Source organism: Prochlorococcus marinus XMU1419 (assembly GCF_017695955.1).
In the GTDB taxonomy this organism is placed as follows: domain Bacteria; phylum Cyanobacteriota; class Cyanobacteriia; order PCC-6307; family Cyanobiaceae; genus Prochlorococcus_A; species Prochlorococcus_A marinus_AD.
Map to the genome: position 1 here is coordinate 546,961 of NZ_JAAORO010000001.1, position 12,908 is coordinate 559,868.

Genomic DNA, 12,908 nt, shown 5'->3' on the forward strand with positions numbered 1-12,908 from the left:
GAAAGTTAGTTTAAAGAATACTTAATTTGAATTATTATTAAATTAATTAAAAAATAAATATGGCCAATATATTTGAAGTCCCTCAACCCAGTAATGATCTTTTAGAAAAAGCTTATCAAGTTCGTTTGGCATCAATAAAAATTAGTCAGACTGAAAATCAAAATAGAATTAAAGCCTTAAATTTTATGGCTGATTATCTAGAAAAAAATACTGAAGAAATTTTAGAGGCTAACAATCAGGACTATAAAAAAGCAGAAAAGGAAGGAATTTCAAATGCTTTACTCTCGAGATTAAAGTTATCAAAAGAAAAATTAAATTCAGGAATTGAAGGAGTAAGGAAGGTTGGAGAATTGGCTGATCCTGTAAATCAAGTTCAAATAAAAAGAGAGCTCTCCAAGGGACTTATCCTTGAAAGAAAAACCGTGCCTATAGGAGTTCTAGGGGTTATTTTTGAATCCAGACCAGATGCTGTAATGCAGATTAGTTCCTTAGCAATAAGATCAGGTAATGGAGTAATGCTTAAGGGCGGTAGTGAAGCTAATTTTACAAACACATCAATAGTAAAAGCATTGCAAGAAGGTTTAAGCAAATCAGGTTTTGATAATAATGCAATTTGTTTACTAACAAGCAGAAAAGATAGCATGTCGATGTTAAATCTTGAGAAATATATTAATTTAATAATTCCCAGAGGAAGTAATGAATTAGTTAAATTTATTCAAGAGAATACAAAAATTCCTGTTCTAGGCCATGCTGATGGAATTTGTCATTTGTTTATAGATATTGAGGCAAATCTTGAGATGGCTTTATCAGTCGCTTTGGACAGTAAAATTCAATATCCTGCAGCATGCAATGCAATTGAAACTTTATTAGTCCATAAAGATATCGCACCAGCTTTTCTAGAAAAGGCCATACCTTTGTTTAATTCTAATAATGTTAAATTAATTGGAGATAAAAGATCAGTTGAATTAGGGTTAAAGTATGAGGCTAGTACAGAAGATTGGCAAACTGAATATTTAGATTTAATTTTATCGATAAAAATTGTTGATGATTTGGCGGAGGCAATCACACATATTCAAAAATATAGTTCAAAACATACTGATGGAATAATTACTGAAAATTTGAGTACTGCTAATAAATTTATGAATCTAGTTGATAGTGCAGGTGTTTTTCATAATTGCTCTACTAGGTTTGCAGATGGGTTTAGATATGGATTCGGAGCTGAAGTAGGGATATCTACTCAAACGCTTCCCCCAAGAGGACCTGTAGGCCTAGAGGGTCTGGTTACATATAAATATTTCCTAAAAGGAAATGGGAATATAGTTGATGATTTTTCATCTGGACAGGCTATCTATTCCCATAAGGATCTTTAAATTTTTTTAAAATGGAAACATTTTTAAAAATTGAGAATATTAAACTTTGGGCTAGAGTGGGTGTTCTTAGAGAAGAAAGGGAATTAGGACAACTCTTTAGTGTGGATATATTTTTGTGGACTGATTTTGATAAGTGTACTGCAAATGATGATATAAAAAAAACAGTTGACTATTCAAAATTAGTGCATCTTTTAAAAGATCAATCAAAGAAAATATATTGTTATACAATCGAAAAATATTCCAACGCAATTTTAGAAATCATTGATCAGAAATTTAATGTTTCTAAAATTAAAATTATTTTGACAAAATGCAATCCTCCAATAACAGGTTTCGATGGAAAGGTGTCAATAATAAGAATTCTTGAAAATAATTAAAGTATTGGAAAGAAGAAATCCTATCATTTTGATTCATGGGCTTTGGAATACTTCAAGTATTTTTTCTTCTATTACCCCACAACTTGATAATCTTGGCATTGAATATTTTGCCCCAACCCTTGAACATTCATATGGAATGACTTCAATTCTTGATTTGGCTAATAAATTAAACGATTTAATTTTACAGAAATACGGTTTAGAAAAAGAAATAGATATTTTGGGATTTTCCATGGGAGGAATAATTGGTAGGCACTGGCTTCAAAAATTTAATGGATATAAAAGAACAAGAAGATTAATATCTATAGGTTCCCCTCACAAAGGAACTTTGATGGCACAATTAATACCTAAATACCCTTTTAAAGGAATATCCGAAATGAAAATAAATAGTAAGTTTTTGAGAGGACTCGCGAATAATGATTTTTTTCTTGATGATATTGAGTGTATAAATTTCTTTACTTATTGGGATTTGATGGTTTTCCCCGGCTGGTGGACGAATTTAAATTTTGGGAAAAGAATATCAGTAAAAGTATTCAAACATAGAAATCTTGTAAGAAATAAATCTGTGGTTGATAAAATAATAGATGAAATTATTATGTAGCTCCAGATAACCCTAAGTGTCTTATTAAGGAATCTGTTTGTGGTTCTCTTCCTCTGAATAGTTTGAATATGTCTAAGGGAGGTAAGCTCCCACCCAAGCTAAGTATTGTATTTTTGAATTTTTTTCCTATTAACTTTAAATCTTCAGAGTTTTCTAGATCAGCTTCTTCAAACATTGAAAATGCATCAGCACTTAGAACTTCAGCCCATTTATATGAGTAATACCCTGCAGAATATCCGCCTGCAAATATATGACTAAAACAACAAAGAAAATGATCTTCTTGAATTGGTTCAATAACAGTAGTTTGTTTTGCAATTTCTCTTCTAATCTCATCTGCTGTTTTACCTTCGTTTTTATCAATATTACTGTGCAATCTGAGGTCTGTAATTGCAAAATGTAGTTGTCTGAGAGTAGCCATACCACAATTAAAAGTTCTATTCTTTAGTAGCTTCTCAAAATTCTCATCGGATAATTTTTCTCCTGTTTTATAGTGCTTAGCAATATTCATAAGTGTATTTTTATGAAAACACCAGTTTTCCATAAATTGACTTGGAAGTTCGACTGCATCCCACTCAACGTTATTGATGCCAGCTGCTTGAGGAAGATTTACAGTAGTAAGCATGTGTTGAAGACCATGACCAAATTCATGGAAAAGTGTCTGAACTTCTTCAAAACTCATCAAACTAGGTTTATTTTTTGATGGTGGAGTTTGATTACAAACGAGATAAGCTACTGGGAGGGTTTTTTTGCCAATATTATTTTTATTCAAACATTCATCCATCCAAGCCCCACCTCTCTTTGATTCAGGCCTCGAATATGGATCTAGGTAAAAGGATGCTATTTTCTCATCTTCTTTGTTGAGGATATTAAAAAATAAGACGTCATCATTCCACAAAGGAGCCTCACCAGTTACCTCGACTACTTTAATTTCAAAAAGTTTCTCACTTAATTTAAATAAACCTTTCAAAACATCATTTAGTGGGAACCAAGGTCTCAAAGACTCTTGATCCAAATTGAGCTTTTCCTTTCTAAGAAGTTCAGACCAATAACTGATATCCCATGGCTCAATATTCTGCGATTTTGGAAACCCATTAGCTTTAGAAAACTTATCTAGCTTTTCTAATTCAATTTTTGCGGTTTTGAATGCTGGTTCTCTCAATTCTTCTAAAAGGTTTTCTACATTTTTGATTTCTTTAGCCATTTTCGTTGACAAACTTAGTTCTGCCCAACTTTTATAACCGAGAAGATTAGCTTGTTTAGTTCTAAGAGATAATATTTCTTCAATGATTTGAGAATTATTTTTTTCTCCTTGAGAAGCCCTACTAACGAATGCCTTGTATAGTTTTTCTCTAAGATTACGCTCAGTGGCATATGTCATGAACGAAGTATAAGTTGGGATATCTAGACTTAATTTCCAAGGACCATTTTTAATGTTAACTTCTTCATCTTTTTTTAAGTGATTGTGTGCAGAAATTGCCATCAATTCAAGTACTCGTTCAGGAAGACCATCGACTTCAGACTTTTTATTTAGTATTAAAAACCATTCGTTTGTGGCATCAAGAACATTGTTACTGAATTCAGTTGACAGCTTTCCAAGTTTTTCTGAAATTTTGTTAAATTCTTCTTGATCATTTTTTTGTAGTGAAATACCTCTATGTTGCATCTCAAGAATTTCTTTATCTAAAATTCTTTTTTTAATTTGATCAAAGTTATTAGTTTCCTTAAGTTTGACTAGTGAATTATAGATTATTTTACTTTGCCCAAATTTGTTACTTATGCTAATTATTTCGGGAAGAAATTTTGAATAAATATCTCTTAAACTTTCAGAATTTTTTACAGCATTTAGATGACTTATTACTCCCCAACTCCATCTAAGAATTTCATTGACTTCATTTAAAGGATTTATTACTTTATCCCAATTTAAATCATTCTGAATCAAATAGTTAGATAAATCTTTCTCTATATTTTTAAAATCTTCGGTGATCTTTTTTAGTACTACTGGAAATTGGTTCCTGATATTTTCGGGAGTAAAAAATTTAAATTCTGGTAATTCTCCATATTTAAAAATTGAGGTATCCATTTATTAAAAAAATTTAATTAACTAATTTTGAAATTACTCCTACTAACTTAGCTAAAGTTAACTGCTGACTGAGAGCATTGGTTGAAGATTCGTATAAATTTATCGCGATCTTAGGCCAAAAACCTATCACTAAAGTAGGCAACAATAAACTGAACCCAATTGTCAATTCTCTACCATTCATTTCTTTAACTGTAGCCAGTGCAGGAATTCTAGGACCAAAGAATACTCTTCTACACATTGATAATAAATAAATAGGAGTTAGGACTAGACCGATAGCTGCTATAAGAATCGTAATTGATCTAAAAATAGAGCTGAAGCCTTCTTGACTTGTGATACCTAAAAATACAGTTATTTCACTTATAAAACCACTCATGCCAGGTAGTGCTAGAGAAGCTAGAGAGCTTGCCAAGAAAAAAGCAAAAGTTATTGGCAATACCTTTGCTAATCCACCCATATTTGGAATTGAAAGAGTATTTGTTCTCTCATAGAATGATCCAGTAACGAAAAACATAGCTGCTGCTATAAGTCCGTGACTAATCATTTGGAGCATTGCTCCACTGATCCCTAACGCATCTACCGCTCCAATCCCCAAGAGAACAAAACCCATATGACTTACTGAGCTACATGCAATTCTTCTTTTGACATTATCTTGTGCGAATGCATTCAATGCTCCATAAATTATATTGATGATTCCAAGAATGATTAATGCAGGCGCAATTTGGAGATGTACTTCAGGTAATATTTGAACGTTGAATCTTAAAAGAGCATAGCCGCCCATTTTTAAAAGTATTCCAGCAAGTAACATTGATACTGGTGCATTAGCCTCTCCATGAGCATCAGGAAGCCAGGTATGCAGTGGAAAGATTGGAAGTTTTACTCCGAAACCAATTAAAAATCCTATATAAGATAACAACGCTAGGCTACCTGATACATGTTTATTGGTTAAGTCGCTAATATTTAAAGTAAAGGTATCGCCATTCAAAGCTAGAGCTAAACCACTTATAAGTATTAATAAGGATGCTAAGGCAGTATAAAGAATAAATTTAGTTGCTGCATATAACTTTTTTTTCCCTCCCCAAATTGCAATAAGGAGATATACCGGAACTAACTCAAGTTCCCAAGCTAAGAAAAATAATAGGAAATCTTGAGATAGGAAAACTAATGCTTGAGCTGATGCTTGGACTAATAAAAGAGCAAAATATAAATTAGATTTTTTCTTAATTTTCCAACTTGCCGCAGCTGATAAAAATGTAATTAATCCACTCAAAGCTACTAAAGGAGCAGATAAACCATCTACACCAAGAGACCACTCTAAGCCTATTGAGGGCAACCAGGAAGTTCTTTCTACCAGCTGCAAAGAGCTGTCTGTGGTATTAAATTTTTGGAAAAGAACGCCAATTATTAGTAAAAAGTCTATAAATAAAAAACTTAATGAGATATTTCTAGGGAGTGTATTATCTTCTCCTTCCTTTGAGTTCAAGAAAGGCATTATTAATGCCCCAATTAAAGGTAGTAAAACAATGGATGATAGCCAAGGAAAAGATTCTAAATTCATTTATGGAATGAATAATTTTTTTATTCTAGTTGAAGTTGTTCTAGCTTGAGACTATAACATTAAAAATGCCTAAGTAAAACTACTCACCAGAGATAGTGCTAAATTGACTGCCTGTCGTTTGAAGGTTTAAGAATGGAGCCCTGCTAGCTACACCTGACTTCTCCCATGCTTTTACCATGGCTTGACTAACGTTTCTGCCATTTTCTTTTTTACATAAAGCTAAGATACTTGGTCCAGCACCACTTATTGCGCATCCTAGAGCACCTGCATTTAGTGCGGCATCTTTTACTTCTAGTCCACCTTTAATAAGTTTCCATCTGTAGGGTTCATGTAGCTTATCGAACATTCCCTCTTTTATTAGTTCCTCATTTCCTGCTTTTAAGCCATTAAGTAACAAAGTAAGTGCCCCCATATTTGTCACCGCATCACATATTGGAACATTCTTGGGCATAACCTTTCTTGCTTCACTTGTGCTTAGACGAATAGCAGGTATTGCTACAACTGCTTTAATTGAATCGTGCCAATCGCATCTAATGATTCTCCATCTTTGAGAAGAAGACCTAGCTGTCAAACAAAGCCCACCTAAGAGAGAGGGGACTACATTATCAGGATGACCCTCTATATCAATAGCAAGTTCAAGGAGTTTTTCTTTAGGCAATGGAGAGTTCATTATTGCATTAGCTCCGATCAGTCCAGCAACTATGGCTGTAGCACTACTTCCAAGTCCGCGTGCAGGGGGCACTGCCAACTTAACTCTTGCTTCAAGTGCATAAGGATCCATATTTGCACTTTCCCAGACTTTCTGAGCTGCTCTAAAGACTAAGTTTTCAGGTCCTCCTCTCAAGTGATTACCATCTGTGCTTTCCATTATTAGATCAAATCTATCTCCACCGCCTTCAATCCTCGTAAAAATAAACTCATTATATAGATCTAATGCTGCACCAAGACAATCGAATCCAGGCCCTAAATTAGCAGTTGTGGAAGGTACTGTTACTCTTATTTTTTTACCTACTTTAGGGATAGACATTTTTTTTACTAATTTTTTAAAAGCATTTTTGCTCTGCATGCTGCACTAAAAAGTCCAAACTCTTCATCTAGAATTACTTTTATAGGAATTCTTTTAAGAATATCTTTTAATCTCCCTTTGTCGAAAAATTGTTTCATAAATAAATCTGATTTAAAGTTTTTGAAATGTTTTGATGCGGTTCCCCCCGAAATCCATAACCCGCCAAAGCACAGTTCTTGAAGAGCAACATCTCCCAATAAAGAGGCATAAGCGCCTAACCAAATCCTTTCAACTTCAATCATTAGCTGATCCCCTTTTTTAGAAAAATTGCAAATTTTCTCAGGTAGTTCTTTTCTCAGATCATCAGAAATTTTCATTCCTTCAAAATATTTTTGTAGCGGATGGTTCTCAGCATCAGATTTGCTTAGTCTCCATTCGGCAATTCTTGATAAACCATTGCCGCTAACAATTCTTTCACAAGATATCCTTTCAATATTAAGGGACTTTTTGAGCCAAATCTTTAATTCCCATTCTAATTTTGACTTTGGCGAATATTCAACATGCCCCCCTTCGCTAGCTAAAACTTTTACTTTATTTTCTGATATTATTCCTCTTGCAATGCCCAAACCTGTCCCAGCTCCAACAATGGCATGCAAATCATTATTAGTACCTTCATAGAGGTTCCCATTTTGAATTGTTGAATATTGATTTTCTTTTAAGAATGGTATTCCATAAATTTGTACTGCAAAATCATTTATTAGCTCGCAGCTTTTGAAATTAAATTGGTTTTTTAATACATTTCCAGAAATATTCCATGACAAGTTAATGATTTTTGCATTGTTGTTAGATAAAGGACCAGCTACGGCGAAACATGCAGAAGAAGGATGAGGTATATTTTTGCATTCTTTTTTGAGGAAATCTTCTAGGATAAGTTCAAAAGAATCCCATTCAGAAGATAAATATTTCTTTTTGTATAACAATTTAGGCGAATCATCATTTATTACTTTTTCGAATATTCCCAATAGGACCTTAGTACCTCCTAAATCACAAGCCAGAAAATTCATCTATTTGAAATTATTTTGTTCTCCCTTTTTTTTCTATTAATTCATCCATTAATTTGTATAGATTAGGGAGGTCGAGAATTCCTAAATTTGTTCCATCCAAAGCTCTTAAAGCGACTGAATCAATTTCCTCTTCTTTATCTCCAATTACTGCAATTAATGGGATTCTACCGATTGTAGCTTCTCTTATCTTATATCCTATCTTTTCATTTCTAATGTCAACTTTTGATCGGTAGCCTTTGATATTCAAAAATTGATTGAATTCTTGACATTTTTCTATATTTCTATCAGTAATACTTAATATTATTATTTGATAAGGAGCAAGCCAAATTGGGAATTTTGCCTCATATTGTTCAATTAAGATACCGATAAATCTTTCAAATGATCCTAAAATTGCTCTGTGAAGCATAACTGGATTTCTTTTTTCATTATCAATATCTACATAAGTTGCATCCAATCTAATTGGCATTGAGAAATCAACTTGAATAGTTCCGCATTGCCAGACTCTATTAAGACAATCTTTTAACGAGAATTCTATTTTGGGACCATAAAAAGCCCCTTCTCCAGGTTGTAGTTCCCATTTTAAATTTTTATCGTTTAATGCTTTGGTAAGAGCCTCTTCGGATTTATCCCAAATGTCATCGCTGCCTACCCTTTTTTCAGGACGAGTAGATAATTTGATAATAATTTCATCAAAACCAAAAGTTTTATAAACCTCAAAAACAAGCTCAATAAAGGTAGATACCTCTTCTTGAATTTGCTCTTCGGTGCAGAAGATGTGAGCATCATCTTGAGTGAAATTTCTAACTCGCATTAGGCCGTGTAATGCCCCTGAGGGTTCATTTCTGTGACAAGAACCAAATTCAGCAAGACGAATAGGCAAATCTTTGTAACTTTTTAAACCTTGATTAAACACTTGAACATGGCAAGGACAGTTCATGGGCTTTATTGCATAAGTTCTATTTTCTGAGGAGGTTGTGAACATATCATCTCTAAACTTTTCCCAATGGCCTGATTTTTCCCAAAGAGATCTGTCGACTGCTTGAGGAGTTCTTATCTCTTGATAGTTATTTTTCCTAAGTATTTCTCTTATGTATTTCATAAGTACTTGATAGATTGTCCACCCATTAGGCTGCCAAAAAATCATTCCAGGAGATTCTTCTGATATATAAAAAAGGGAATGTTTTTTTCCAAGTTTTCTATGATCCCTTTTTTCCGCCTCTTCAATTCTTGTTAGATAGTCATTGAGTTCTTTTTCTTTAGCCCATGCAGTTCCATATATTCTCTGTAATGATTCATTTTCACTATTACCTCTCCAGTATGAACCTGATAATTTAAGTAACTTAAAGTGCCTTAAATGTCTGGTGTTGGGTACGTGAGGCCCTCTACACATATCTATATATTCTTCGTGCTTATATAAATTAATTAGACCCTCTTCATGAATTTCTTCAATTATTCGTAATTTAAAAGTCTCATCTCTTTCTTTAAAAGTTTTAATTGCTTCTTCCTTGGGAACTTGTAAAATTTCAACGTCATAATTTGTTTTTATTAATTTATTAATTCGTTCTTCAATTTTGTTTAAGTCGTCAGGAGTAAATCTATATTCTGAAAATATATCGTAGTAAAATCCATCTTCAATTACAGGACCTATGGCCATTTTTATATTTGGGTAAATTTGTTTAACTGCGTGACCAATAAGATGCGCAAAAGAATGTCTTATTATCTCAACCCCCTCTTTGTCTTTAGAAGTTATTATTACAACTTTGGCATCATTTTTTATTGGTAGAGTTGCATCAAGTAAAACATCGTTTACTTTCCCAGCAATAGTTGCCTTAGCTAATCCTTCACCTATACTCTTAGCAATTTCTAGAGTAGTTACAGAATTTTCGAAAACCTTTTTTGAACCATCAGGTAATGTAATTACTGGCATAATTTATTTCTCCATTTCAAGGAATCCAAGTTTAGATTTAACTCTTTTTAGAGTTTTATTTGCTAAATCTTCAGCCTTCTCTTTTCCTTCTTTGAGAATATTATTTAATTGATATGGATCATTAATTAAGAGTTTATATTTTTTCTGAATAGGTTCTAAAGATTCTATAAGTTGTTCGGTAATTAATTTTTTAAATGTTCCCCATCCTGTCTCGGAGAATTCATTTTCACATTGAGAAATTTCTTTACCAGATAATATTGAATAAATCATCAGAAGATTTTTAGATTCTGCTCTCTCAGGGTTATTAAATTCTATTCCAATATAACTATCACTTTTTGCCCTTTTTATTTTCTTCGTGATTATTTCAGGAGTATCTAACAAATTGATCCTACTGCCTTCATTAGGATCGCTTTTACTCATCTTTTTTGAACCATCAATCAAACTCATTATTTTAGAACCATTCTTCATGATTATTGGTTGAGGGATTTTTAAAATATTTTTATTTTTACTAAATCTCGCATTAATTCTTTGTTGTGCAATATCTCTGGCAAGTTCAAGATGTTGTTTTTGATCTTCACCTACTGGTACAAAGTCAGCGTCATATAGAAGAATGTCTGCAGCCATTAAGATCGGATAGTCAAATAATCCAATGGATACATTATTTCCTTGTTGTATGGATTTTTCCTTGAATTGAATCATTCTTTCCATCCAATTTATAGGAGTCATGCAATTTAATATCCAACAAAGTTCTGAATGTGCAGAAATCTGACTTTGGACAAAAATTGAGCATATATTGGGATCTATCCCACAAGCGACGTACAAAGCCGCAGTAGAGATAGTGTTCTGAGATAATTCTTTGGGATTATATGAAGCTGTGATTGCGTGTAAATCAACTACACAAAGGAATGTTTCATATTGCTCTTGAAGCGTAACCCAATTATTTATGGCCCCAAGCCAATTCCCAATATGTAAATCACCAGTTGGTTGAACTCCCGAAAGAATTCTTTTTTTATTTGTCATCCTCTTCTACTTCGCTAGATTGGATCTCTTCAGTTGAAGTACTTTTTACAGGCCTTGCAAAAGGGTCAGGTGCTGTTTTTGTCTTTTCTTCATGTGGATTTTGTGATTGTCTGCTCGGAGAAGAATTTTTATTATTTTTTGCATATTCTGTGATTGATTCAATTAATTTTTCGTCTTTGATCATTTCGCTGAGCGTTCTAACAGAGAAACCTAAAACTGCAACGGTAGATCTCAATTGAAAGGTCTCTTGTATTGATTTAACAGCTTTCATTTCGTTATCACTCAATCTAATGCGGAATCCTCCTCCATCTCTTCTTCCGCCCGATCTATCTCTGAAGTTAGATCTTTCATTGTTAGAACGACCTCTGTAGTTTTCTTGCCCAGGATTATTGCTGAAATTTGAATTAGACATCTTGATGTTTCTTAATTTATTTAAATAGTCTATTAACTTAGCATCTTGTTATGCAATAAGTCTTTTTAAAAGCCTTATATTTTTATCTTTTGATTAAAGACTTATGAAATTTTGCTTTTCTCATTCACAACTTGCATTAAAATAAAATTAGAAAAATAAAGCATTGTGTTTGATATTAGTAAAGACAACCTTTTAATGGATTTCATAAAGTTTCCAAAAAAAAATCTTATTATTATTTTATTATTATTAGGTTTTGGGGAATGGTTTGTCAGTGACTTAATTCATTTTGCAGGAGGATCAATAGGATTTTTCGCGTTGTGTTTGGGTGGATATTTTTACTTGAAGAATGATAAGCCTAAATTCAATGAGCCAAATAATTTAGATGGTTGGATAAATCTATGTAATGAAGATTTAAAATTTTTTGAAGAACTTGAAGCAACAAATGAATTAGAAAAACAGAATTCAAAAAGACAAAAAATACTTGAATCAATTCTTAATAGATGTGAAAAAGAAAAAATAAGTTGTATTGGACAAAAAGATTATCAAAGTTGTCAGTCTGTTTTGAAAAGTCATTTTAAATCAGATAAGTTTGACTTTGATTTATATGAAAAATTACCAAAATATAGTTCTTCTCAAGTTATTCCAGAAGAAGCTTTAAAGAGTGATGCAATATTGTATTTTATAAATTTGCCTTTGTCTGCGAATGATTTTTTGTGGCTGGAAAAGTTTCCTAAAAATATGTCAATCTGGTTGGTGGCTTTAACTTCCAACGAAATAGAAGCCGTAAATCAGATAGAAGACCTTAAGTCTCAAATTTCAAGTGACTTTATAAATAAAATTATTACTTTTGATATGAATAAGAATGAGATAATAAACATACCTTTTTCGTTAAGAAAGTTTTTCATAAGTTCATCTAAAAATATTGAAAATACAAAAAAAAGGCTCTTGAAAGAACTTCATGTTGCATGGCAATCTGAAATTGAAGGAATAAGAAGAATGCAGTTAAAAGGTATACAAAGAAAAAATCAAATTCTCGTCGCAACAACTGTTTTCTTATCTCCAATCCCATCGATTGATGTTATGGCAATGACAGTACTAAATTCATTAATGATTAAAGAAATTAAGTCTATATGGGGATGTAATTGGTCTCCTGAAATCTTAGATAAAGTATCTAAAGAGATTTTAAAAACTGCAATTGCTCAGGGAGTTATTGAATGGAGTGGACAAACTTTAATTGGTATAACAAAATTACATGGACCAAATTGGTTTGTCTCTGGAACATTTCAGGCTGTCAGTGCCGCTTATTTGACAAGAGTAGTATCCAGTTCTTTGGCTGATTTTATGGCAATAACAAAAGGAGTAGAAGAACCTGATTTGGATTTTATAAAGAAAAATTCTGAGAAAATTGTTGAAAAAGCTTTTGAAAAAGAAAAAATAAATTGGAAAGGATTTATTTATGATCTTAGAAAACCACTTATGAAACTATCTTTTAGTTCATAATC

General features: G+C 32.5%; 11 protein-coding genes. 4 read left to right on the forward strand and 7 right to left on the reverse strand.

Annotated features, from left to right (window positions below; genetic code table 11):
* Positions 1–59: 59 nt before the first annotated feature.
* Genes HA151_RS03095 through HA151_RS03105 form a run of 3 tightly spaced genes read left to right on the forward strand, consistent with a single transcriptional unit; the run spans position 60 to position 2,342 of the window.
* The gene (locus tag HA151_RS03095; protein ID WP_209106040.1) at positions 60–1,370 is read left to right on the forward strand and encodes a glutamate-5-semialdehyde dehydrogenase; all 1,311 of its coding nucleotides are present in this window, start codon (positions 60–62) and stop codon (positions 1,368–1,370) included.
* Positions 1,371–1,381: 11 nt separating this feature from the next.
* Entirely contained in the window at positions 1,382–1,744 is a 363-nt protein-coding gene (folB, locus tag HA151_RS03100; RefSeq protein WP_209106041.1) for a dihydroneopterin aldolase, read from the forward strand.
* A 4-nt stretch (positions 1,745–1,748) separates the two neighbouring features.
* The gene (locus HA151_RS03105; RefSeq protein ID WP_209106137.1) at positions 1,749–2,342 is read left to right on the forward strand and encodes an esterase/lipase family protein; all 594 of its coding nucleotides are present in this window, start codon (positions 1,749–1,751) and stop codon (positions 2,340–2,342) included.
* Here the strand turns inward: HA151_RS03105 and HA151_RS03110 are convergent.
* From HA151_RS03110 to HA151_RS03140, 7 genes are all read right to left on the reverse strand, one after another.
* A complete protein-coding gene (locus tag HA151_RS03110; RefSeq protein WP_209106042.1) occupies positions 2,335–4,422 on the reverse strand; it encodes a M3 family metallopeptidase in 2,088 nt (695 codons plus the stop codon). The two genes, HA151_RS03105 and HA151_RS03110, sit on opposite strands and share 8 nt — an antisense overlap.
* A gap of 13 nt (positions 4,423–4,435) precedes the next feature.
* Positions 4,436–5,977: an NAD(P)H-quinone oxidoreductase subunit 4 gene (locus HA151_RS03115; protein ID WP_209106043.1), complete on the reverse strand. Its 1,542-nt coding sequence runs from the start codon at positions 5,975–5,977 to the stop codon at positions 4,436–4,438.
* 79 nt (positions 5,978–6,056) lie between these two features.
* Positions 6,057–7,004: a homoserine kinase gene (thrB, locus tag HA151_RS03120; RefSeq protein ID WP_209106044.1), complete on the reverse strand. Its 948-nt coding sequence runs from the start codon at positions 7,002–7,004 to the stop codon at positions 6,057–6,059.
* 8 nt (positions 7,005–7,012) lie between these two features.
* Positions 7,013–8,047, reverse strand: a complete 1,035-nt coding sequence (locus HA151_RS03125) for a glucokinase (RefSeq protein ID WP_209106045.1) — start codon at positions 8,045–8,047, stop codon at positions 7,013–7,015.
* Between the two features lie 10 nt (positions 8,048–8,057).
* A complete protein-coding gene (gene thrS / locus HA151_RS03130; protein WP_209106046.1) occupies positions 8,058–9,974 on the reverse strand; it encodes a threonine--tRNA ligase in 1,917 nt (638 codons plus the stop codon).
* A 3-nt stretch (positions 9,975–9,977) separates the two neighbouring features.
* Entirely contained in the window at positions 9,978–10,994 is a 1,017-nt protein-coding gene (gene trpS / locus HA151_RS03135; protein ID WP_209106047.1) for a tryptophan--tRNA ligase, read from the reverse strand.
* Positions 10,984–11,406 carry a hypothetical protein gene (locus HA151_RS03140; RefSeq protein ID WP_209106048.1) on the reverse strand — a complete coding sequence of 141 codons (423 nt, stop codon included), beginning with the start codon at positions 11,404–11,406 and terminating at the stop codon, positions 10,984–10,986. The genes trpS and HA151_RS03140 overlap by 11 nt, the downstream gene beginning before the upstream one ends.
* A 165-nt stretch (positions 11,407–11,571) precedes the next feature.
* On the opposite strand from HA151_RS03140, the gene HA151_RS03145 reads away from it, so the two are divergent.
* Positions 11,572–12,906, forward strand: coding sequence for a DUF697 domain-containing protein (locus tag HA151_RS03145; RefSeq protein ID WP_209106049.1), 1,335 nt, complete (start codon positions 11,572–11,574; stop codon positions 12,904–12,906).
* The last annotated feature ends 2 nt before the right edge of the window (positions 12,907–12,908 follow it).

Coding starts and splice junctions, on each gene's coding strand:
- thrB (WP_209106044.1), bottom strand. CDS start 7,004: ATGTCTATCCCTAAAGTAGGTAAAAAAATAAGAGTAACAGTACCTTCC.
- HA151_RS03095 (WP_209106040.1), top strand. CDS start 60: ATGGCCAATATATTTGAAGTCCCTCAACCCAGTAATGATCTTTTAGAA.
- HA151_RS03125 (WP_209106045.1), bottom strand. CDS start 8,047: ATGAATTTTCTGGCTTGTGATTTAGGAGGTACTAAGGTCCTATTGGGA.
- HA151_RS03110 (WP_209106042.1), bottom strand. CDS start 4,422: ATGGATACCTCAATTTTTAAATATGGAGAATTACCAGAATTTAAATTT.
- trpS (WP_209106047.1), bottom strand. CDS start 10,994: ATGACAAATAAAAAAAGAATTCTTTCGGGAGTTCAACCAACTGGTGAT.
- folB (WP_209106041.1), top strand. CDS start 1,382: ATGGAAACATTTTTAAAAATTGAGAATATTAAACTTTGGGCTAGAGTG.
- HA151_RS03140 (WP_209106048.1), bottom strand. CDS start 11,406: ATGTCTAATTCAAATTTCAGCAATAATCCTGGGCAAGAAAACTACAGA.
- HA151_RS03115 (WP_209106043.1), bottom strand. CDS start 5,977: ATGAATTTAGAATCTTTTCCTTGGCTATCATCCATTGTTTTACTACCT.
- thrS (WP_209106046.1), bottom strand. CDS start 9,974: ATGCCAGTAATTACATTACCTGATGGTTCAAAAAAGGTTTTCGAAAAT.